The organism is Promicromonospora sukumoe 327MFSha3.1 (assembly GCF_000385135.1).
Classification (GTDB): domain Bacteria; phylum Actinomycetota; class Actinomycetes; order Actinomycetales; family Cellulomonadaceae; genus Promicromonospora; species Promicromonospora sukumoe_B.
Genome location: NZ_ARQM01000010.1, coordinates 1651865 through 1673726, shown reverse-complemented (window position 1 = coordinate 1673726; position 21862 = coordinate 1651865). Strand labels below are relative to the sequence as shown.

The following is a 21862-nucleotide window of genomic DNA, read 5'->3' as shown; positions in this document are numbered from 1 at the left end:
CACCTGGCGCCTCGCGCGCTGCCTGCGCCCCTACCTGTGGGACCGCGGCCAGATCCCGACGCTCCTGGAGACCAACCTCCTGGCCCTCGACGCCCTGGAGACGCTCGGCGACCTCCCGGAGCAGGTCTCGTGCCGGCGCTGGATCACGCAGGCGCTGCTACGGCTGGGCCGGTACGACGAGGCGCTCCAGCGGGCGCCCGGCCTCGCCGCGGCCCTCGAGCAGCTCGCCGCCACCTACGACGCCGCCGGCGAGCCCCACCGCGCCGCGACCGCCCGCCGCGACGCCGAGTCGGCCCGCGCCGGCCTCGACGGGCTCGCCGAAGCCGCCGGGCTCGCCGCCGCGACCAGCTCCCGGCCCCCGTCCAGCACCGCCTGACCCAGCGGCGTCAGCGTGTGCCACACGCTGTTGCGCTCGCGCCGCGACGCGATCAGCCCGGCGTCGCGCAGCACCGACGCGTGCTCGGACGCCGACGGCGCGGACACCCCGATGTGCCGGGCCAGGTCGCTCGTGCTGGCGCCGTACGCCAGGGCGGACAGCGCCGCGGCCCGGGTGCGCCCCAGCAGCGCGGCGAGCGCCCGGTCGCGGTGCCCGCCGCCGGCCGGCTGGAGCCACGACAGCCGGTGAGGCACGGGGTAGACGAGCACGGGCGCGAGCTCCGGGTCGGCCAGCGAGATGGGGGCACGCCAGCAGAAGAACGCCGGCTGCAGCGTGAGCCCCCGCCCCTCCAGGTACACGTCGCGGTCGGCGGCGGTGTCGACGCACAGCACCGGGTCGCGCCAGGTGATCGTCGGGTGCACCGAGGCCAGGAGCGCCTGCGTGCCACCGCTGGTCAGGGTGCGGGCGCGGGCCGCGACGTCGGCCTCGACGGCACTGCGGATCGCCGTCCAGTGCGGCGCCAGCGCCTGGTCGTGGAAGGCCGTGGCGGCCACGCCCAGCCGGTGCCGGGCCACCGTCGAACGGTGCAGGTCGGCCGTCCAGCGGGGTACCTCGCGGCGTCGGCTGAGCAGCTCCAGCTCGTCCTGGAACCGGGCCGACGGCGTGCTCAGCATCGTGTCCAGGCCCTCGCCGAAGACCGTGGACCCACCGGCGGGCGTGAGGAAGTCGGGCGTGTAGCCGCGCGGCGGCGTCAGCCCCAGGTAGGAGCGCGCCTCCCGGGTGAGCCCGGACACGACCTGCGAGCGCCACTGCCCGAAGACCAGCGGGCCGCCGGCGACGTTGACCTGGTGCGCGCTCAGCACCGCCTCCCACAGCGGGTCGGGCCCGGGGGCGAGCCGCACCCGCAGCAGGTCCTGCGAGGTGAAGTGGATGCGTAGCATCCAGCCATTCCAGCCGCCGCCGGTTTCATTCCGCTTTCAGGAGCATACGGTCCGACCTGCGCTTTCCTGTCCGGTCCGGACCCGGCAGGATGGCCGGGTGGACGACGGGGAGCGGCCCGCGGTCACGGTCGCCCTGCTGGGACCGTTCGCCGTCGAGGTCGACGACGAGCCGGTGCGGCTGCCGGACCGGCTGCGCTCGCTCCTGGCCGGGCTCGCGGTGGGCCGGGGCGAGCCCGTGACCGTGGAGCGCCTGGTCGACGTGGTGTGGGGCGAGGACCTGCCCGCCGCCCCGCAGCGGTCGCTGCAGGTGCTGGTCCGCCGGCTCCGCACCGCCCTGGGCGACGCCGCCGTGGAGACCGTCCCGGGCGGCTACCGTCTGGCCGTGCCCGCGGAACGGGTCGACGCCGCCGTGTTCGCGGACCTCGTGCAGGCCCGGCCGGGCGAGGCGCCCGCGGCCGAGCGGCGGCGGCTCGTCGCCGCGCTGCGGCTGTGGCGCGGCCCCGCGTTCGACGGGGTCGCGTCGGCGGCGCTGCACGCGGTCGAGGGGCCGCGGCTGGACGAGCAGCGCCTGACGGCGCTGGCCCGCCGGATCGAGCTGGACCTCGCGGCGGGCGAGGGCGCAGGCGACGGCGCAGGCGACGACGCGGGCGACGACGCGGGCGACGGCTCAGGCGACACGACCGACCAGCAGGTGACCGAGCTCCAGGACCTGACGCGCCGGCACCCCCTGCAGGAACGTTTCTGGGCCCAGCTCATGACGGCCCTGGTCCGGGGCGGACGGCGCGCCGAGGCGCTCGACGCCTACGCCAGCCTGGAGCGCACCCTCGCCGACGAGCTGGGCATCGGGCCCGGCGAGGCGGTCCGGCGGCTGCACCGCGAGATCACGCAGGGCCAGATCACCCAGGGCCAGATCACCCAGGGCGAGTCGACCCAGCCCGGCCTGGTCCCCCGCCAGCTCCCCCTCGCGCCACGCGCGTTCAGCGGGCGCGCCGACGCCCTGGCCGGGCTCGACGACCTGCTGGCCGACGACGCCGCGCCGCGGGTCGCGCTCCTGGACGGCGCCGGCGGGGTGGGCAAGACGGCGACCGCGCTGCACTGGGCGCACCGCGTGGCCGACCGGTTCCCCGACGGGCAGCTCTACGCGAACCTGCGCGGGTTCGACCCGGCGTCGGCCCCGGTGCCCGCGGCGACGGTGGTGCGGGGGTTCCTCGACGCGCTGGGCGTGGCCAAGGGCCGCGTGCCGGCCTCGGAGGAGGCCCAGCTCGCCCTGTACCGGGGCGTCGTGGCGGGCCGGCGGCTGCTCGTGGTGCTGGACAACGCCCGCGACGCCGGCCAGGTGGGGCCGCTCCTGCCGGGGCCCGGCGCGAGCGTCACCGTGGTGACCAGCCGCGCCACGCTGAGCGGCCTGGCCCCGGCGCAGGACCTGCGCCGGGTCGCGCTGGGCACGCTCACGCCGGGCGAGGGGTTCGACCTGCTCGCGCTGCGGGTCGGCGCCGAGCGGACCGACGCCGAGCCGGAGGCGGCGCGCCGGATCGTCGCGCGGTGCGCGGGCCTGCCGCTCGCGATCGTGATCGCCGCGGCCCGGGTGCTGGCCCGGCCCGCGTTCCCCCTCTCCGCGGTCGCGGACGAGCTGGCCGACGGCGGCGCCCGGCTCGACGCCCTGGGCGACGACGACGCGATGGCCGACGTCCGCAGCGTGTTCGCGACGTCGTACCGGGCGCTGTCCCCGGACGGGGCGCGCCTGTTCCGGCTGCTCGGGACCCACCCCGGGCCCGACGTCTCGCGGGAGGCGACCCGCGCGCTCGCGGCGGAACCCGACACCGGAGGAGACGCAGCCGACGCCGCCCTGGCCGAGCTGGCCCGCGTGAACCTCGTGACGGAGCACGCCGCCGGCCGGTACGCGATGCACGACCTCGTCGCCGAGTACGCGCGCGAGCGTGCCCGCCTGGACGAACCGCCCGAGCAGCGGGACGCGGCGCTACGGCGCCTGACGCGCTGGTACCTCGGCGTGGCCCTGGAGATGGACCGGCGCCGGTGGCCGGCGCGCGTCCCGCAGGCCTTCGTCGCGGATCCCGGTGCGGCTCCCGGCCCCGTCGACGTCCCCGACCAGGAGCCGGCCGCCTGGTTCCGGGCCGAGGGGGCGGTCCTGCTCGCCGTGGTCGACGCCGCCGCCCGTACCCAGGGGCTCGACGCCGAGGCGGTGTCGCTGGTCTGGGCGGTCTACAGCACGCTGTCGTACCACGCCGACCTTCGCGACGCGCTGTGGTCCGGGCTGGTCACGGCACGCGACGTCGCCCTCCGGACCGGGGACCGCCCGGCCGAGCTGTGGTGCCTGCGCTACCTGGCGGCCATGGCGGCGGTCGCCGGGCGGACGGCGCAGGGCGAGGACCTGCGCCGGCGCACCGTGGACCTGGCCACGGAGCTGGACGACCCCCGGGCGCTCCAGATGGCCCACCAGGGCTACGCGGGCGACCTGGTGCGCTGGGGCCGCAGCGCCGACGCCGTCGGGCAGGCCGAGCAGGCCCTGGTGCACGGCCGCCGCACGGGCGAGGCGTACTACGAGGCCCACGCCCTGAACATCCTGGCGTGGGCCCTGGCGCACGACGGCGACCTCGCCCGGGCGCTGCCCCTCGCCGAACAGGCGCTGGCCCTGCTGAACGACGCCGACAACCCCACCACGCGCGCTGTCGTGTGGGACACGCTCGGCCTGCTGCACGCGCGGCTCGGCGACCCGGAGCGCGCGATCACCTGCTACCAGGAGGCCGCCGTCCGGTTCCGGGAGTTCGACATGCGCCAGGACCTCGTGGCGGCCGAGCGCCGGCGCGCCGGCCTGCTCGGCGATGTCGGCCGCTGGACCCAGGCGCGCGACGCGTGGCAGGAGTGCCTGGACCAGCACCTGGAGCTCGGCCTCGGCGGCGTCGCCGCGGTCCGCGAGGCGCTGGCGCACGCCGCGGCCCGGGCCGCGGCGCAGACCACGGGCAACGCCTAGTCCCGGCGCCGCGAGATGGTCCGCCCCAGCCAGACCAGCGGGTCGTACCGCCGGTCGGCCACGCGCTCCTTCATCGGGATCAGCGCGTTGTCGGTGATCTTGATGCCCTCGGGGCACACCTCGGTACAGCACTTGGTGATGTTGCACCGGCCCAGCCCGTGCTCGTCCTGCGCCGCGGGCACCCGGTCGGCGACGTCGAGCGGGTGCATCTCCAGCTCGGCGATCCGCATCAGGAACCGGGGGCCCGCGAAGGCCTCCTTGTTCTCGTCGTGGTCGCGCACCACGTGGCACGTGTCCTGGCACAGGAAGCACTCGATGCACTTGCGGAACTCCTGCGACCGCTCGACGTCGACCTGCGCCATCCGGTACTCGCCCGGCGCGAGGTCGGCGGGCGGCGTGAACGACGGCACCTCGCGCGCCTTGGCGTAGTTGAACGACACGTCGGTCACGAGGTCCCGCAGCACCGGGAAGGTGCGCATCGGCGTCACCGTGACGACGTCGGTGGGCGCGAACACGGACATCCGCGTCATGCACAGCAGGCGCGGGCGCCCGTTGATCTCCGCCGAGCACGACCCGCACTTGCCCGCCTTGCAGTTCCACCGCACCGCGAGGTCGGGCGCCTGGGTGGCCTGCAACCGGTGCAGGACGTCGAGCACCACCTCGCCGTCGTTCACCTCCACCGTGTAGTCCGCCAGCGCCCCGCCGGCGGCGTCGCCGCGCCAGACGCGGAACCGGCCCTTGTAGCTCATGGTGTGCCTCCCTGCCGTGAGCCTCGTCCCGGGTGCCCCGCGAGCTCCGGCGCCGTGTAGTACTTCTCCAGCTCGGGCAGGTCGAACAGCGCGAGCAGGTCGGCGCGCATCGGCACCCGCTCGGCGGCCTCGACGGCGGTCCGCGGCACGACGGCGCCGGCCCCGGCCTCGCTCGCATCGACGCAGTGCGTGACCAGCACCCGGTGCCGCCACTGCGGGTCGAGGCCCGGGTGGTCCTCGCGGGTGTGCCCGCCGCGGCTCTCGGTGCGCAGCAGCGCGGAGGACGCCACGGCCTCGCTGACCATGAGCATGTTCCGCAGGTCGAGCGCGAGGTGCCAGCCCGGGTTGTACTGCCGGTGGCCCTCGACGACGACGTCGTGCACCCGGGCGCGGAGCTCGGCGAGCCGGTCGAGCGCGGCGACCATCTCGGCCTCGGTGCGGATGATGCCCACCAGGTCGTTCATGACGCGCTGCAGGTCGGCGTGCAGCGTGTAGGGGTTCTCGCCCGCGGCGGCGGGGTGGGCCTCGAAGGGGGCGAGCGTCATGGCGGCGGCCGTCTCGACGTCGGCCTCCCGGATCGCCGGACGGCGCTCCAGGCCGGTGACGTAGTCGGCCGCGCCGAGCCCGGCCCGGCGGCCGAAGACCAGGAGGTCGGACAGCGAGTTGCCGCCCAGCCGGTTCGAGCCGTGCATGCCGCCCGCGCACTCCCCCGCCGCGAACAGCCCCGGGACGCGCGACTGGCCGGTGTCGGGGTCCACCTCGATGCCGCCCATCACGTAGTGGCAGGTGGGGCCGACCTCCATGGGCTCGGCGGTGATGTCGACGTCGGCCAGCTCCTTGAACTGGTGGTACATCGAGGGCAGGCGCCGCTTGATCTCCTCGGCCGGCATGCGGCTGGCGATGTCCAGGTAGACGCCGCCGTGCGGTGAGCCGCGGCCCTCCTTGACCTCGGTGTTGATGGCGCGGGCCACCTCGTCGCGGGGCAGCAGGTCGGGCGTGCGGCGGTTGTTCTCCTGGTCGTCGTACCAGCGGTCGGCCTCGTCCTCGGTCTGGGCGTACTGGCCCTTGAAGACGTCCGGCACGTACCCGAACATGAACCGGTCGCCGTCGGAGTTGCGCAGCACGCCGCCGTCGCCGCGCACGCCCTCGGTCACGAGGATGCCCTTGACGCTGGGCGGCCAGACCATGCCCGTGGGGTGGAACTGGACGAACTCCATGTCCACCAGGCTCGCGCCGGCCCGCAGCGCCAGGGCGTGGCCGTCGCCCGTGTACTCCCACGAGTTGGACGTGACCTGGAAGGACTTGCCGATCCCGCCCGTGGCCAGGACGACGGCGGGCGCCGAGAACAGGACGTGCCGGCCGGACTCGCGCCAGTACCCGAAGGCGCCGGCGATCGGCGCGTGGCCGCCCGCCCCGGCGGGATCGGTCAGCAGCTCGGTGACGGTGCACTCGGCGAACACCCGCAGCCGCGCCTCGTAGTCGCCGGTGGCGGCGTGGTCGGCCTGCTGCAGCGCCACGATGCGCTGCTGCATGGTGCGCAGCAGCTCCAGGCCCGTGCGGTCGCCGACGTGCGCCAGCCGCGGGTAGGTGTGCCCGCCGAAGTGCCGCTGGCTGATCCGCCCGTCCGCCGTCCGGTCGAACAGGGCGCCGTAGGTCTCCAGCTCCCAGACGCGGTCGGGTGCCTCCTTGGCGTGCAGCTCCGCCATGCGCCAGTTGTTCAGGAACTTGCCGCCGCGCATGGTGTCGCGGAAGTGCACCTGCCAGGAGTCGTGCTCGTTGACGTTGCCCATCGCCGCCGCGCAGCCGCCCTCGGCCATCACGGTGTGCGCCTTGCCGAACAGCGACTTGCAGACGATCGCCGTGCGCAGCCCGCGCTCGCGGGCCTCGATCGCGGCGCGCAGCCCCGCGCCACCCGCACCGATCACGAGGACGTCGTAGTCGTGCCGTTCGATCTCGGTCAAGGCGGGTCTCCTTACCCGGTGCGGGGTTGTCCGGTGCGGGGCTATCCGATGAGGCGGAGGTCGACGATCGTGCCGCGCGCCACGAGCGTCACGTACAGGTCGGTGAGGATCAGCGACGCGAGCGTGATCCAGGCGAAGAGCATGTGCCGCGTGTTCAGGGCGGAGATCCGGGTCCAGAACCAGTACCGGACCGGGTGCTTCGAGAAGTGCGTCAGGCGGCCGCCCATCACGTGCCGGCACGAGTGGCAGGACGCCGTGTAGCACCACAGCAGCACGACGTTGGCCAGCAGCACCAGGTTGCCGACGCCGACGACGAAGCCGTCGTCGGGGTGCCGGAACGCGACCAGCGCGTCATAGGTGTTCACCAGCGAGACGAGCACCGCGACGTAGAAGAAGTACCGGTGCACGTTCTGCATGACCAGCGGGAAGCGCGTCTCCCCCGTCTGCCGCGGGTGCGGCTCCGGCACCGCGCACGCCGCGGGCGCGAGCCAGAACGAGCGGTAGTACGCCTTGCGGTAGTAGTAGCAGGTCAGCCGGAAGCCCAGCAGGAACGGCAGGCTCAGGGCCGCGTACGGGATCAGCGGGTTGTCCGGCAGGAACATGCCGAAGTGCGAGGACCCCGGCGCCGACGCGCACCCGAGCGAGACGCACGGCGAGTAGAACGGCGTCAGGTAGCGCTCGTCCGCGAAGAAGTACGCCTGCTCGAACGCGCGCGCGGTGGCGTAGACGACGAAGACCAGCAGGCCGAGCGCGGTCGCCACCGGCGCCAGCCACCACCGGTCGGTACGCAGCGTGCGGACCCCGACCGCGGCGCGCCCGGGCGCATCGACCCCGCGCCAGGCGGGGTGGCGCGCGGGCGCCGTCACGAGCGGTCGCCGTGGTAGCCGCCGAGCCCCTCGTCGTCGGCATCGCTGAACATCTTCTCGTCCAGCGGGGTGTCGGGGACCACCACGTGCTCGGGCTCCGGGCCGCCGAGCCCCGCCGCGCGAGACGGGTGGGCCGCGGCCAGGTCGCCCGCGTCGATCTCCAGCCGCTCCAGGTCGTTGACCAGGCGGCGGACCTCCGGGGCGTCCCCGAACGCGCCGCGCACGTCGGCGACGCTTCGACGCAGCTGCTCGATGGAACGGCGCAGCGTCGCGAACTCGGTGGTGGTCACAGGGCACCTCCTTGGCGACGCGCCTCACCCCGTCGTGAGGTGCGTCACACCAGACTCTGCCGTGCGCGCGCCCGTAAAGCAAGGCCGAAACCGGCGTGGGGCGTGATCGGCGGCACAGTTGACCTCAAGCGCTCGAGGTGTCGCAGGCTGGGGACATGGCCACGACAGCAGCAGTCGCAGCAGCACCGGCGAGGGCGCTCACCATCCAGCAGGTCGCCCGCCGCACCGGGCTGGCCCGGTCCACGCTGCGCTACTACGAGCAGATCGGGCTGATCCCGCCCGTGGAGCGCGACCCCGACAGCGGCCACCGCCGGTTCGGGCCGCAGGTGGTCGAGACGCTGGAGGCGCTGTCCTGCCTGCGCGGCGCCGGCGTGCCCATCGACGAGATGCGGCGCTACCTGGCCCTGCTCGCGCCCGGCGACCTCGCCGCGGCGGCCGAGGAGGCCGCCCTGTTCGCCGCGCACGCCGACCGTGTCGAGGCCGAGATCGCCCGGCTCGGCATCCGCCTGGAGTACCTGCGGGCCAAGGCCGACCTGTGGCAGGCCCGCGTGGACGGCGACGCCGACTCCGAGCGGCGGGCGACCGACCGGACGCTCTCGGCGATGTCGCGGTTCTGAGCCCGTACCTCCCCCACATCCGTAGCACCCGCACTCATCCGAGGAGCAGCACCATGCCTGGATCCGTCATGCCCGAAACCGCACTGCCCGAGAACCCGGTCCTCGTGACCGGCGGCAACGGCTACGTCGGCGGCCGCCTCGTCGCCACCCTGCTGGACCGCGGCTACCGCGTCCGCGCGACGGTGCGCGACGCCGCCCGCGCCGACGCCGTCGGGCACCTGGCGCGGGCCGCCGGCGTCGACCCCACAGGCCGCCTGGAGACGGTCATGACCTCGCTCGACGACGACGCCGGCTGGACCGAGGCCCTCGCGGACGTGTCGGTGGTGCACCACGTCGCCTCGCCGTTCCTGTCGGTGCCGCCCGAGCGGGCCGACGAGGTCATCGCCCCGGCGGTCGACGGCACGCTGCGGGTGCTGCGGCACGCGCGCGACGCCGGCGCCGCCCAGGTGGTGCTGACGTCGTCGTTCGCCGCCGTCGGGTACGGCCCCGCCACCGCGCGGCCCGACGGGCGGCCGTACGACGAGCGCGACTGGACCGACCTCGACCACCCGAACGACCCCTACATCCGCTCGAAGGTGCTGGCCGAGCGCGCCGCCTGGGCCTTCGTCGCCGAGGAGAGCGACGGGCCGGGGCTCACCGTCCTCAACCCGACCGGCATCTTCGGTCCGGTGCTGGGCGGGCGGCTGTCCACGTCGGTCGGCGCGGTGGGCGCCATGCTGACCGGCGACCTGCCGGCGCTGCCCCGGATGCGGTTCGGCGTCGTCGACGTGCGCGACGTCGCCGAGGCGCACGTGCGCGTCATGACGACGCCGGCCGCGGTCGGCGAGCGCATCCTCCTCACGAGCGGCGACGTGGTGACCTGGGGCTGGGTGATCGAGCTGCTGCGGCGCGAGCTCGGGGTGGAGATCGCGACGGTGGAGCAGGGCGCCGTCGGCGAGCTGCCGCCCCTGGCGATCAGCAACGACAAGGCCCGGCGCCTGCTGGGCATGTCGTTCCGCCCGGCACGGGCCACCCTGCTGGACACCGCGCGCAGCCTTGCCCCCAGTCGCTCTGATGGTGTTAGGTAAGCCTTACCTCACCCCACGTTCCGACCCGGGGTGACCCGGAGAGGACGACGTGACCGACCACCACTACGACGACGCCTGGCCCCTGCACCTGCTCCTGGCGGGCGACGTGCACGACGCGCCCCGGCTGCTGGAGCTCGTCGACCTGCTCCCCGTCCACGCCCACGGCCAGATGTTCGTGGAGGTCGGGACCACCGGCGGGCAGCTCGACGTCGACCCGGCGCAGTGGGTGCTGCCGCCCGGCGTGGGCCTGCACGTGCTGCGCCGCGCGCCGGGGGCGCCCCGCCCCCGGCGCGGCCAGCTCGTGGCCGCCGCGGTCTCCGCCTGGGCCGCCGAGTGGCTGCCCGACGACGTCTGCGGCTGCGCCGGGCCGTTCGCCTTGTGGGTCGGCTGCGCCGCGAGCCCCGACGTCGAGAACCTGTGCCGCGACCTGGTGCGGCGGCTCGACATGGCCCCGGTGCACCTGCACCGGCCGGACCTCTGACTTCCGCGCGCCCGGGATAGCGTTGGCCCCATGACGACGCACGAGGAGAACTCCGAGTACCTGCGGCTGCTGGGCGAGCAGGTGGGGCACGAGTTCGCGGCACACCTCCAGTACGTGGCGATCGCGGTCTGGTTCGACAGCCACGACCTGCCGCAGCTCGCCGCGCACTTCTACCGGCAGGCGCTGGAGGAGCGCAACCACGGCATGATGATCGTCCAGTACCACCTGGACCGGTCCCTGCCCGTGGCGATCCCGGGCACGCCCGAGGTGCGCAACGACTTCCAGGACGTGCTGGAGCCCCTGCAGCTCGCGCTCGACCAGGAGCAGCAGGTCACCCGCCAGATCGAGGCCATCTTCAACGCGGCCCGCGCCGAGGGCGACGCCCTGGGCGAGCAGTTCCTGCTGTGGTTCCTGGAGGAGCAGGTCGAGGAGGTCGCCGCGGCGAACACCCTGGTCACCGTGGCCAAGCGTGCCGGCGACAACCTGTTCGACCTGGAGAACTACGTGGCCCGCGAGACGATCGGCGACTCGGGCGAGTCGGCGGCCGCCCCGCGCGCGGCGGGCGGGGCGCTCTGAGCTGCACCTGACCTCGGGTGTCGGCTGGCCTCAGGCGGTCGGCAGTCTGCATCGAGATCGGTCCAGGCCTGAGCCGATCTCGATGCATACTGCCGAGTTTGCGGGGCAAACTGCCGCAGACCGTCGCCGTCAGGCCCTTGCCGGCGGGATGTTCTGGTTGAGGTGGAACACGTTGTCCGGGTCGTACTCCCGCTTGACCGCGGCGAGCCGGGCCAGCTTGGCCGGCGGGTAGGCCCGGCGGACGCCGGCGGCGCCGTCGTCGGCGAGCACGTTGACGTAGACGCCGCTGGCGTACGGCTCCAGCAGGGCCGCGTTCTCGCGGGCGGCGGCGATGCGGCGCGCGTCCTCGGCCGGGTCGGTCCAGCCGGTGGCCACGACGTACTCGAACCGCGTGGCGCGCTGGCTGAACGCGGCGTCGTCGTCCGGCACCTCGGCGATGGCACCGCCGTACGCCTGCAGGCCCGCCTTCACGTCGGGGCCGTGGGCGAGCAGCGCCTCCAGGGCGGCGTCGGGCAGGTCGCTGAAGTAGTGACCCTTCCAGTAGCGGCGGACGGCGTGGCCCGCCGTGTCGTCCTCACGGGTCTGCAGGTCCAGGTAGGACAGCTCGGTGACCCGCCGACCGGCCGGTGTGCCCAGCGCGTCGAGCACCGCCGCGTGCGCGCGGCCCTGCTCCGGGTCGCCCACCCAGACGAAGCCGAACGACGCGACGCCGTCGTGCACGTGCGCGGTGTAGGTGGCCTCCCGCGGGGCGTCGGCGCTGAGGTCGCGCCACCGGAACGCCGCGGCCGCCGCGGCGTCGGCCGGGAAGTCGAGCTGGACGTCCAGGGCGCGCGTGCCGACGTCGTGCAGCCGGAACTCGAACTGGGTGACGACGCCGAAGTTGCCGCCCCCGCCGCGCAGCGCCCAGAACAGCTCGGGCCGCTCGTCGGCGGACGCGCGGACGATCTCGCCGGCCGCCGTCACCACCTCGTAGGCGACGACGTTGTCGCAGGCCAGCCCGCAGCGCCGGGCCAGCCAGCCCATGCCGCCGCCCAGCGTGAGGCCGCCGACGCCGGTGTGCGAGACGTTCCCGGCCGTCGTCGCCAGGCCGAACGGCTGCGTGGCGGCGTCGAGCGCGCCGAGCAGCGCGCCGCCCTGCACCCACGCCCGCCGGCGGTCCGGGTCCACGCGGACGGCGCCCATCGGGGTGAGGTCGATCATCAGGCCGCCGTCCGGCACCCCGTGCCCGACGACGCTGTGGCCGCCGCAGCGCACCCCCACCTCCAGCCCGTCGCGCCGGGCCAGGGCCAGCGCCGCGACGACGTCGTCGGCCGTGCGGCAGCGGACCACCACGGCCGGCCGGTGGTCCACCATCGCGTTCCACACCGCGCGGGAGGTGTCGTAGCCGCCGTCGCCGGGCCGCAGAACGTCGAGCTCGGTCACCGCCGGGCCTTCGGTCGTGTCCATGGTCTCGCTCCTCGTGTCTGGGTCGTCAGGTGGTCCTGGAGAAAGGACCGGCCGGCCGCGCAGGACTCATCGGGCGCGCCCGAATAGCGTTGCCGCAGGCCACCCCGCTTGGGACCATGGGCGGGTGATATCGCCGACGACCGACGAGAATCCGAGCGCGCCGTTGCGGCTGCGTCCCCCACGACACGCCGTCGACCCGCGCGCCGTGGGCTGGTGGGCCCTCCAGTGGGTGCTGCTGACCGCGGTGCCCGTGGTGATCCTGGTGGTGCTGGGCGCGCTGATCGCCCCCGCCCGCTTCTGGCTCTTCTTGCCCGCCGGGATCATCGCGGTGCTCGGCGCAGCCGCCGCGATCGCCCTGCCGCGGCTGTGGTTCCGCCACCACCGCTGGGAGGTCACCGACGACGCCGTCTACACGCGCACCGGCTGGTTCTTCCAGGAGTGGCGCGTCGCGCCGCTGTCCCGGATCCAGACCGTGGACACCACGCGCGGGCCGCTGGAGCAGCGGTTCGGCCTGGCGACGCTCACCGTGACGACGGCGTCCGCCCGGGGTGCCGTCAAGATCGAGGGGCTCGACGCCGAGACGGCCGCCGACCTCGCCGCGGGCCTGACCGTCGCCACGCAGGCCACGCCCGAGGACGCGACCTGAGCGCCGCCGGCCCGGGCCCCGACGCCGAACCCGTAGCCGACGTCGCCGCCGAGCACACCGACTGGGACCGCCTCGACCGCCGCGCCTTCCTGGCCGGCGCGGCCTACACGCTCGTCCCCGCCGGGGGCGCCGCGCTCGTCACGGGCTACTGGCTGGCCGTGGGCAGCGGGATCGGGTTCGCGCTCGCCTGGGTGCTGCCCCCGCTGCTCCTCGTGGTGATCGGGGGCGGGGCCTCCGGCGAGTGGATGTGGCGCGTCACCCGGTACCGCGTCGACGACGAGCGGTTCCACGTGCACACCGGCGTCGTGGTGCGCAAGCGCCTGGCGCTGCGGCGCGAGCGCATCCGCACCGTGGACCTCACCGCCGACCCGGTGCTCCGCGTGCTCGGCACCGCGACCGTGCGGGTGGGCACCGGCGAGCAGGCCGGCACGGAGGGGTCGGTCACGCTGTGGCCGCTGCGCCGTGCGGACGCCGAGGCGCTGCGCGCCACCCTGCTCGCGCACGCGGCACGGCCGGCGGCGGGTTCCGCGGCCGGCACCGGGGAGGACGGCGAGGAGCGGGACGGCGCCCTCGTCCGGTTCGACCGCCGCTGGATCCGGTTCGCCCCGCTGTCCTTCCTGACGCCGGCGCTGGGCGCCGCCGCTGCGGGCGGCCTGATCCAGGTGTCCGAGTGGTTCGGCCTGCAGGACGAGCTGTTCGAGTCGATCGGGTCGTGGTTCGGACTCGCGCCCGCGGTGCTGATCGGCGTCGCCATGGGCGTGGGCCTGTTCGTCGTCGGCGGCGTGGCGACCGTGGCACTGTGGGTCGAGTCCTGGTGGAACCACACGCTGGACCGCCAGGCCGACGGCACGCTGCACGTGCGGCGCGGCCTGCTCACCACCCGCTCGATCACCCTGGAGGAGGCCCGGCTGCGCGGCGTCGAGGTCGTCGAGCCGCTGCCCGCCCGCCTCGCGGGCGGCGCGCGGGTCGACGCCGTCGCGACGGGGCTCGCGCAGGGTGAGGAGGACAAGACCGACAGCCAGATCCTGCTGCCGGTCGCGCCCAAGGAGCTCGCCGACCGGGTCGCCGCGGACGTGCTGCGCGAGCCGGACTCCCCCACGGCCGTGCCGCTGCGGGGGCACCCGGTCGCGGCGCGCGGGCGCCGGCTGCGCTGGGCGCTGGCCACCGTGCTCGTGACCGAGGCCGTGCTCGTACTGCTCGGCGTGCTGCTCACGCCCGTGCTGCTGCACATCGCGTGGATCAGCGCGCTGGTGCTCGTGCCCGTGGCGGTGCTGCTGGCGCTGGACGCCTACCGCGCGCTCGGCCATGCCCTGACCGACCGCTACCTGGTGGCGCGCAGCGGCACGGTCCGGCGCGCCACGGTGGCGCTCCAGCGGCGCGGCATCGTGGGCTGGACCGTGCGCCAGTCGGTGTTCCAGCGCCGCGCCGGGCTGGTCACCGTGCTCGCGACGACGGCGGCGGGTTCCGGCGCGTACGCCGTGCGCGACGCCGCCGAGGCGGACGGCCTGGCGATGGCCGACGCCGCCGTCCCGGGGCTGCTGCGGCCGTTCCTGGAGCCGGTCAGCGCACCCGCACCGCACCCTCCTGCACGATGACGGACACCTTGGTCGTCTCGCCCAGGTCCTCGCCGTCGATCTCGAAGACCCGGGGCTCCGCGAGCTCCACCTGGAGGCTGCGCACGCGGCCGTGGGTGGCGCTCTCGCTGCTCTCGGCCGACGCCCCGCCGCCGAGGACACGCTTGATGCCGTTGTCCCAGACCATGTTGCGCAGCGTGTCGACCCACCCGGCGGCGCCGTCGGCGCTCAGGACCAGAAGGTCCAGCTCGCCGTCGCCGGGGTCGGCGTCGGGCAGCAGGGTGATGCCGGCCTGGAGCATGCCGCAGTTGCCGACCAGCAGGGTGTGCGCGCTGTTGCGGTCGAGCTCGCGGCCGTCGGCCGTGATGCGGACGTCGAGGGTGCCGCTGGCCGACAGCGCCCGCCCGAGGGACTCGACGTAGGCGAGCCAGCCCACCTTGTCCTTGAGGTCGTCGTCGGTCTCGGTGATCATGTGCGCGTCAAGGCCGAACCCGGCCATGACGGCGAACGCGTGCCGCTCGGTGCCGCCCTCCAGGTCGATCTCCAGCCAGCCCACGTCCAGGTCCCGGACCTCGCCGGTGAGCGCCCGCCGGAAGGCCGCGGCCGGGTTCAGCAGCGGGACCCGCAGGTTGCGGGCCAGCAGGTTGCCGGTGCCGAGCGGCACGATGCCCAGCTCGGCGTCGGCCCCGGACTCCGCGAGGTGCTCCGCGACGGCGCGGACCGTCCCGTCGCCGCCCGCGGCGACGAGCACGTCGGCGCCGGCCTCGATCGCGCGGACCGCGGCACCCTGGCCGGGGTCGTCCGGCGTCGTCTCGAACCACTGCTCCTCGACGTCCACGCGCGCGGCCGAGACGGCCCGCTTCAGCGCCGTCTCGAGGCTCTCCCGGGTGGTCTTGCTGGGGTTCCAGATGATCCCGACGCGTGCGCTCATGGCGTCATGCTCGCATGCCGCGCGGCCTGTCCCCGATACGTCCCGCCCGCGTCGCGACGTGGAGCACGACCAGCGCTGCGAGCGCCGCGGTGATCTCCCCGGCGGCGAGCGCGATCCAGGTCCCCGTCGGACCGGTCTGGCCGAGGGTGAGCACGAGGGGGATCTTGAGCACCAGGAGGGTCCCGATGGACACGAGATAGGAGGGCCGGGCCTGCCCGAGGGCCTGGAAGTAGGCGGAGACGAGCGGCGCGATCCCGGCGAGGGCGAGGCCGGCCGCGATGATGCGCAGCGCCTCGGTGCCGGCCCGCACGGTGGCGGCGTCGTCGAGGAAGAACCCGACGAGGGGTTCGGCGAACACGATGACGAGGGCCGCCACGCCGAGACCGTAGAGCACCGTGGCGCGCAGCCCGAGGATGCGGGCGCGGTCGACGCGGTCGGGCAGCCGCGCGCCGGCGTTGTAGCCGACGATCGGCTGCAGGCCCTGGCTGATGCCGGTCTGGGGCATGGTGGCGAAGGTCTGGATGCGCGCGCAGACGGCGAACGCGGCCAGGACGACGGCGCCCCCGGTGCGCGCGAGCGCGAGGTTGACCAGGACGGTGAGCACGGTGGTGCCGAGCCCGGCGAGGAAGGACGGCGCGCCGATACCGACCAGGGCGCGGACGGTCGGCGGGTGGGGACGCAGGTCGGCCCACCGGATGCGGTAGGGCCGGCGGCGCTGGAGGAAGAAGAACCAGAGGCTCATCGCCGCGGAGACGGCCTGCCCGCCGACGGTGCCGAGCGCGGCGCCGCGGACGCCGAGGTCGAGGACGAAGATGAGCAGCGGGTCGAGGACGATCTGCACGACGACGGCCACGACCCAGACCATCGTGGAGTAGGCCATCCGGCCCTCGGCCCGGATGAGGCTGGAGAAGCCGGTGGCGAAGACCGCGCCGGCCAGGAGGATGACGGCGTAGTCGTGCGCGTACTGCCGGGTGGCGCCCGTGGCGCCCAGCAGGGTCAGCAGCGGACCGAGGAAGACCAGGCTGAGCACGGTCGTGGTGACGGCGGCGGCCCAGAACAGCACGAAGGCGTTGCCGGCCGCTCGGGCGGCGCGCGCCGGGTCGCCCGCGCCGAGGCTCCGCGAGACCAGGGATGCCCCGCCGACGCCGACCGTGGTCGCGACCGCGCCCAGGCCGAGCAGGACCGGGGCGACGAGGTTGACGGCGGCCATCGCCGTCGGCCCCACGCCCTGGGCCACGAACCAGGCGTTCGTCAGGGCGTAGATCCCGTAGACCCCGACCGAGAACGTGGTCTGGGAGCAGGTGTGCCACAGCAGCCGGCCGACGGGCCGGGTGCCGAGCAGGTCCGCGGCGCGGGTCACGGGCTAGCGCGTCCGGCCGAGCAGGCCGAGCGCGATGTCGAGCTGCTCGCACGCCCAGCGGTACTGCTCCGGCGTCTGACGGCGGTAGGTGGTCTCCACGAGCATGGTGACGCAGAGCCAGAGCGTGTAGAGGTGGCGGCGGGTGCGCTCGCCCTCGGTCAGCTCCGTCAGGCCGAAGCCGCGCTGGAACGGCGTGGGGTCGGGGAAGAACGGCAGGTCCAGGCCGGTCAGCCCGGCCTCCATGAGCGGGTCGCCGAACATCGCGCGCTCGTGGTCGATGACGGCGACGATGCGGCCGTCGCGCATCATCGAGTTCTTGGCCCACAGGTCCACCTCGACGAAGCGGGGCACGGTGACCTCGGCGAGCACGCCGGCGTGGTCGTCCCAGACCTTCCGCACGACGTCGGGGTCCCACCCGAGGTCCACGCCCGCCCGGACGCCGTCGGCCAGGACGTCGGCGAACATGGCCGTGGCGGCCTCCGGCCAGGTCGCGAACCCGGGGCCGTCCAGCGGCCCGAAGTGCGGGCCAACGACCTGGTTGAGCTCCCGGTTGAGGGCGCCGAGGTGCTCGAAGCCGGCCTCCACGACGTCGGGCGCCAGCTCGCCGGCCTCGGCGGCGATGCCGAAGCACGCTGCGTCGACATACTCCATGGCGAACCAGTCGGCATCGACGAGGTCGCCGGTCAGGTCGCTGTGGTCCACGCGCGGCACGGGCACGTCCGACACACGCCGCACGAGCTCCATCGCGGCGATCTCGTTGCGCATCATGCCCTGCTCGCGCGTCATGACCGGCACGTCGGCGGGCGGGGCGATCTTGAGCACGGCCCGCGCGCCGTCACGCAGCCGGACCTCGTACAGCGCGTTGAAGAAGCCGTAGGACAGCTCGGTGGCGAAGTCCTCCCCGTCCGGCACCTGCCCGGGACCGTAGGCCCGCTCGATCATCGCCCGCAGCGTCGTCGTCGACTGGCGGTTCTTGGTGATGCTGTCCACTGGTCCTCGTCCTCGATGCTCCAGATGCGTACGGTCGTACGCAACGAAGTGTAGGGCGTCCCGACCCGCTTATCTACCACCTGGTAGGCATTAAGCCGACCCGGCTCCCGGTGCGCCCTGATCCGTATCACGTGCCCGTTTGCGCACCTCCGGGTGGACAGTGGCAATATTTGCCCGGCCGGTCAGACCGGACACTCATCGCTCAGGAGGCAGTTCGCGTGACGACCACGGGTGCACGCCAGGCGGAGGTCGCCCGGCTTCGCACCGCCCTGGCCGGGCTGTCCGGGCCGCCGGCCGCCGGGCCGGCTGCCGAGCCGACTGCCGCTCCGGGTGCCGCCGGGCCGCGTGCCGCCGCCGGCCGGCCCGAGTGCCGCTCCACCCGCGCCTCGATCCACGACTACCTCTCCGGGCGGCTGCTCCCCCACCGCCGTCGGCGGCTGGAGAAGCACCTCGACGGGTGCGCCGAGTGCATCCGCGCGTTCATCGACGTGCGCCAGGTCTCGTGGAACCGCAGCGCCCTGGACCGGCGCCTGGTCGCCGACGACCACCGGGGCGGCCGGCACCGCCGTCCGCCCCGCCGCCGTGTCAGACGTACAGATCACTCGGGTGACCTGTACGTCTGACACGCGCCGCTAGGCCGCGCGGACGGCCACCTCGAACACCCGGGCGACGTCCGGCGTGTAGTTCGACGGGTCGGTGATCACGAGCCGCACCTGGTCGACGGCGGACGCCGGGCCCGGGGCGCTGACCAGGCCGAGCGTGTTGTCGTCGAAGGCGGCGGCCTGCTGCCACCCGGCCGACGTGTGCACCTCGACCGTGAAGTCGCGCAGCACGTTGACGGAGCCCCCGCCCACGAACCCGCTGTAGACGTCGACCTGGTCGACGACGGTGGGTGCGTCGAGCGTGATCGTCAGGGTGGGCGTGGTGTCGCCCGACGCCGAGAGCCAGCGCCCGGCGTTGGTGCAGTCGCCATCCACGGCCTTGTCCGCCCCGCTGGTCGCGCCGCCGGACGACGACGCGACCGCCGTCGCGCCCACCGCCGCGTGGGAGGCGCACGGCGACGCGTACGGCTGGTCGGCCAGCCAGGCCTTGATCATCGCGCCCTGGTGCTCGCCGCCGAGCAGGTTCCAGTCGTGGTCGAACATCTGCGGCTTCCAGTAGTTGTCGAAGAGCCACGCCGTCCAGCTGATGTGCGGCCGGGCGTCGAGGTACTGGCGCAGCGGGATGCCCCACCCCGACGTCGTGCCCTGGGTGACCACCGGGTCGGAGAACTCGCCGGGCGGGTTCCAGCCGAACTCGGTGAGGATCACCGGGATCTGCTGGGCGGCGTTGCCGAACTTGGCGTCCAAGTTCGCGGCCGTCGCGTCCCCCTGGTTGGGGTACAGGTGGTAGACGTACGCGATGTCGTTGCCCGCGATCGGGTCGGCCGCCGCCTGGTTGACGTACGTGCTCCACTGCGGGCCGCCCATGAGCAGCAGGGTCTCGGGAGCGACGGCGCGGATGTCGTCCACCACGGGCTGGATGTACGCCTTCCACGTGGCCCAGCTCGCCGGGGCGACGGGCTCGTTGAAGACCTCGTAGATCACGTTCGGCACGTCGGCGTACAGCGGCGCGACGTAGTCCCAGAACTCCGCGACGGTGGACTGCGGCACGCCCGTGCTGCCGTAGTCGGACACGTAGTGCAGGTCCACGATGATGTAGATGCCCAGCTCCACGGCCTGCTGCACGTAGGGGTCCACGTACTGGGCCACGTTGTCCTCGACGCTGAGCGAGCCCCAGACCGTGACGGGCAGGCGCACGACGTCGGACTGCCAGCCGTCGGACACGGTCATGTCGATCACGTCGGAGATCGGCTTGGGGTGGCACTCGGGGCACTCGGCGTTGTGGCGGGGGGCGAGCACGGACACGCCCCGGAGCTGGACGGGGGTGCCGGCGGCGTTCACGATCTTGTTGCCCGAGGTGCCGAGGCGGGAGACGGCGGCGGGGGCGGCGTCGGCTGCCGGGGCCGCGTCGGCTGCCGGGGCGGCTGCTCCCGACGCCGGGACCGCGAGGCCCAGGGCCGCCACGACCAGCGCGAGCGCCGACACGGTGACCGCGTGGCGTGCCCGCCGTCTCCGCGGTGGCCGGGCGGCGGGGCGGGAGACGGCGGGAACAGGTGTGGTGGGCTGGGGCGCGCGGCCCCGGAACAGGATGTTTCGCAGCACGATTGGTTCTCCGTTCTTCGTCGAACGAGCGGTCGAGCTGGTGCAGGACATGACACACGGCATGGCACAAGAGGTGGCACAAATCAGATCGGTCGGTTGCACTGAGGCCGGTCGGTTGACTGACCGGTCTCAGTGCAGGGGACCGAAGTCGATGAGTTCGGTCAGTTGCCTCCCTCCAGCCGGACGTCGCCAGCTCACTCGCGGTGGGTGCGGATGTCGTCGGGCCAGGCGAGCGTGGTGCCGAGCGTGTCGGTCAGCAGGCGCTGGTAGTCGGCCAGCCGCGCGGGGTCGTTGCGCACCTTGCGCGGCGGCAGGCCCCGGTCCAGGCAGAACGTGACCAGCGCCCCGACCGCCTCGCCGATGCCCCACTCCACGGGGTGCAGCCGGTAGCAGCCGTTGGTGATGTGCGTGGTGCCGATGTTCTTGCCCGCGGGCAGCAGGTTCTCCACCCGCACCGGCACAAGCGCCCCTAGCGGCACCTGGAACGGGTACGCCTCGATGTCCACGTAGGAGCGCCCGGCCGTGCTGGGGTGCAGGTCGATCCGGTAGCGCCCCAGGCCCACGGTGTCGGCGAAGACCTCGCTGCCCGCGCCGTCGGGCCTCGCCTGCACGCCCACGTGCTGCTCGGTCACGGTCAGCTCCGCCCGGATGCGGCGGGCCTCGCGGATGTACGGGGTCTTGGCCAGGCCGTCGGGCGTGCCGGTCACGTCCGGGCGCAGGCGCAGGCCGGGGTAGCCGATGCCGCCGTCGGGCCGGGGGGCCTCGGTCTGGAGCCAGTGCAGGAACGAGAACGAGAGGTCCCGGGAGCCCGCGAGCGCCGCCGCGCGGGCGGCGTCGTCGACGCCGGGGCCGAGCAGGGGCGCCTCCCAGTAGTCGATCTGGGGCCAGTTGACGATCGTGACGTCGCTCATCGCGCCGTCGGCGAAGTTGTCGCGCGCCAGCACGCGGCGGAACGTCCACAGGGGGAAGTGGGCGTTCCGCGCGTGGTCGGCCTCGAAGAGCCGCCAGGTGCGCTGCTGCAGGGTGATGGGCACGACGTCGTCGAAGGAGAGCTGCGGTCCGGGCCAGAAGGGGGCGACGGCGGTGCGCCAGTGGTCGTACCCGGCGGGGCGGTCGATGGTGTGGTCCTCGCCGGGCCGGTGCTCCAGCGCGAAGCACCAGGAGATCGCCTGCTGGTCCAGGGGGTCGGCGACGGCGGGGGCGTGCGGCTCGCCGGTCTGGTCCTGCCCCTCGGCGCCGACGACGTGCTCGACGTCGGCGAGCTCCAGGAGGTCGCCGAGCTCGCTGGCGTCGACGACGTAGGCGGCCTGGACGGTGGTCTCGGTGCCGTCGCGGGTGTCGCGCAGGGTGACGGCGTCGACCTCGTCGCCGGAGGTGTGGGCGGCGACGGGCTCGTGGCACAGCAGCAGCTCGATCTGCCCGCCGGCGCGCCAGGGCGCGACCATCTCCTCCAGGACGGCGGCGGCGACGCGCGGCTCGTGGCACAGGTGGCTGACGATGCCGAGGCCGGGGTCGAGCAGCGGGTCGGCGGCGGCGCGCGGCGTCAGGGGGTAGTTGCGCCGGTAGTAGTCGCGCACGCGGCGGCGCAGTTCGGCGTACCCGGGCGGGGCGTAGCGGTCCTCGATCCAGTCGTGCTCGTCGGGCGGCACGGCCTGCGCGGTGAGCTGGCCGCCGAGCCAGTCCGTGGGCTCGGTCAGCACCACGCGCCGGCCCAGCCGGGCCGCGGTCAGGGCGGCGGCCACGCCGCCCATGCCGCCGCCCACGATCAGGACGTCGGTCTTGCGCTCGCTCATACCCG

At 74.5% G+C, this 21862-nt stretch carries 19 protein-coding genes; 8 read left to right on the top strand and 11 right to left on the bottom strand.

The window, feature by feature from the left end:
• Positions 1 to 234: 234 nt before the first annotated feature.
• Entirely contained in the window at positions 235 to 1317 is a 1083-nt protein-coding gene (locus H291_RS34530) for an ArsR/SmtB family transcription factor (RefSeq protein WP_020015093.1), read from the bottom strand.
• 97 nt (positions 1318 to 1414) lie between these two features.
• On the opposite strand from H291_RS34530, the gene H291_RS33750 reads away from it, so the two are divergent.
• Positions 1415 to 4306, top strand: a complete 2892-nt coding sequence (locus tag H291_RS33750) for an AfsR/SARP family transcriptional regulator (protein ID WP_020015092.1) — start codon at positions 1415 to 1417, stop codon at positions 4304 to 4306.
• On the opposite strand, the gene H291_RS0111205 is transcribed toward H291_RS33750, so the two are convergent.
• Genes H291_RS0111205 through H291_RS0111190 form a run of 4 tightly spaced genes read right to left on the bottom strand, consistent with a single transcriptional unit; the run spans position 4303 to position 8172 of the window.
• Entirely contained in the window at positions 4303 to 5055 is a 753-nt protein-coding gene (locus H291_RS0111205; protein WP_020015091.1) for a succinate dehydrogenase/fumarate reductase iron-sulfur subunit, read from the bottom strand. The genes H291_RS33750 and H291_RS0111205 overlap by 4 nt on opposite strands.
• Positions 5052 to 7016: a fumarate reductase/succinate dehydrogenase flavoprotein subunit gene (locus tag H291_RS0111200; RefSeq protein ID WP_020015090.1), complete on the bottom strand. Its 1965-nt coding sequence runs from the start codon at positions 7014 to 7016 to the stop codon at positions 5052 to 5054. The genes H291_RS0111205 and H291_RS0111200 overlap by 4 nt, the downstream gene beginning before the upstream one ends.
• Positions 7017 to 7057: 41 nt before the next feature.
• Entirely contained in the window at positions 7058 to 7882 is an 825-nt protein-coding gene (locus tag H291_RS0111195; protein ID WP_020015089.1) for a hypothetical protein, read from the bottom strand.
• Positions 7879 to 8172 (bottom strand): hypothetical protein, encoded by a 294-nt coding sequence (locus H291_RS0111190; RefSeq protein ID WP_020015088.1) that lies wholly within the window; start codon positions 8170 to 8172, stop codon positions 7879 to 7881. The genes H291_RS0111195 and H291_RS0111190 overlap by 4 nt, the downstream gene beginning before the upstream one ends.
• Positions 8173 to 8327: 155 nt before the next feature.
• Between H291_RS0111190 and H291_RS0111185 the strand changes: the two genes are divergently transcribed.
• The 4 genes from H291_RS0111185 to H291_RS0111170 all read left to right on the top strand — a co-directional run bounded on the left by H291_RS0111185 (position 8328) and on the right by H291_RS0111170 (position 10913).
• A complete protein-coding gene (locus H291_RS0111185; RefSeq protein ID WP_020015087.1) occupies positions 8328 to 8789 on the top strand; it encodes a MerR family transcriptional regulator in 462 nt (153 codons plus the stop codon).
• Positions 8790 to 8857: 68 nt separating this feature from the next.
• Positions 8858 to 9856, top strand: a complete 999-nt coding sequence (locus tag H291_RS0111180) for an NAD-dependent epimerase/dehydratase family protein (protein ID WP_020015086.1) — start codon at positions 8858 to 8860, stop codon at positions 9854 to 9856.
• Between the two features lie 49 nt (positions 9857 to 9905).
• Positions 9906 to 10337, top strand: a complete 432-nt coding sequence (locus tag H291_RS0111175; protein ID WP_020015085.1) for an SIP domain-containing protein — start codon at positions 9906 to 9908, stop codon at positions 10335 to 10337.
• Between the two features lie 30 nt (positions 10338 to 10367).
• Positions 10368 to 10913 carry a ferritin gene (locus H291_RS0111170; protein WP_020015084.1) on the top strand — a complete coding sequence of 182 codons (546 nt, stop codon included), beginning with the start codon at positions 10368 to 10370 and terminating at the stop codon, positions 10911 to 10913.
• A 129-nt stretch (positions 10914 to 11042) separates the two neighbouring features.
• On the opposite strand, the gene H291_RS0111165 is transcribed toward H291_RS0111170, so the two are convergent.
• Positions 11043 to 12359 carry an FAD-binding oxidoreductase gene (locus H291_RS0111165; RefSeq protein WP_020015083.1) on the bottom strand — a complete coding sequence of 439 codons (1317 nt, stop codon included), beginning with the start codon at positions 12357 to 12359 and terminating at the stop codon, positions 11043 to 11045.
• Between the two features lie 124 nt (positions 12360 to 12483).
• Here H291_RS0111165 and H291_RS0111160 point away from each other — a divergent pair, with 124 nt between their 5' ends.
• Entirely contained in the window at positions 12484 to 13005 is a 522-nt protein-coding gene (locus H291_RS0111160; RefSeq protein WP_232216022.1) for a PH domain-containing protein, read from the top strand.
• 158 nt (positions 13006 to 13163) lie between these two features.
• Positions 13164 to 14600 carry a PH domain-containing protein gene (locus H291_RS0111155; RefSeq protein ID WP_020015081.1) on the top strand — a complete coding sequence of 479 codons (1437 nt, stop codon included), beginning with the start codon at positions 13164 to 13166 and terminating at the stop codon, positions 14598 to 14600.
• On the opposite strand, the gene H291_RS0111150 is transcribed toward H291_RS0111155, so the two are convergent.
• From H291_RS0111150 to H291_RS0111140, 3 genes are read right to left on the bottom strand one after another with little or no spacing between them, the layout of a single operon-like run.
• A complete protein-coding gene (locus H291_RS0111150) occupies positions 14566 to 15510 on the bottom strand; it encodes a diacylglycerol/lipid kinase family protein (RefSeq protein ID WP_020015080.1) in 945 nt (314 codons plus the stop codon). The genes H291_RS0111155 and H291_RS0111150 overlap by 35 nt on opposite strands.
• 4 nt (positions 15511 to 15514) lie before the next feature.
• Positions 15515 to 16870, bottom strand: a complete 1356-nt coding sequence (locus H291_RS0111145; protein WP_020015079.1) for an MATE family efflux transporter — start codon at positions 16868 to 16870, stop codon at positions 15515 to 15517.
• 3 nt (positions 16871 to 16873) lie between these two features.
• On the bottom strand, positions 16874 to 17860 hold the full coding sequence (locus H291_RS0111140; protein WP_020015078.1) for a phosphotransferase family protein: 987 nt from the start codon (positions 17858 to 17860) through the stop codon (positions 16874 to 16876).
• Between the two features lie 218 nt (positions 17861 to 18078).
• Between H291_RS0111140 and H291_RS34145 the strand changes: the two genes are divergently transcribed.
• Positions 18079 to 18483: a zf-HC2 domain-containing protein gene (locus tag H291_RS34145; RefSeq protein WP_020015077.1), complete on the top strand. Its 405-nt coding sequence runs from the start codon at positions 18079 to 18081 to the stop codon at positions 18481 to 18483.
• A 9-nt stretch (positions 18484 to 18492) separates the two neighbouring features.
• Here the strand turns inward: H291_RS34145 and H291_RS0111130 are convergent, their stop codons facing one another.
• Together H291_RS0111130 and H291_RS0111125 are read right to left on the bottom strand one after the other, a co-directional pair.
• A complete protein-coding gene (locus tag H291_RS0111130; RefSeq protein ID WP_157236814.1) occupies positions 18493 to 20064 on the bottom strand; it encodes a cellulase family glycosylhydrolase in 1572 nt (523 codons plus the stop codon).
• A 194-nt stretch (positions 20065 to 20258) separates the two neighbouring features.
• Positions 20259 to 21857: an FAD-dependent oxidoreductase gene (locus H291_RS0111125; RefSeq protein ID WP_020015075.1), complete on the bottom strand. Its 1599-nt coding sequence runs from the start codon at positions 21855 to 21857 to the stop codon at positions 20259 to 20261.
• Positions 21858 to 21862 lie beyond the last annotated feature (5 nt).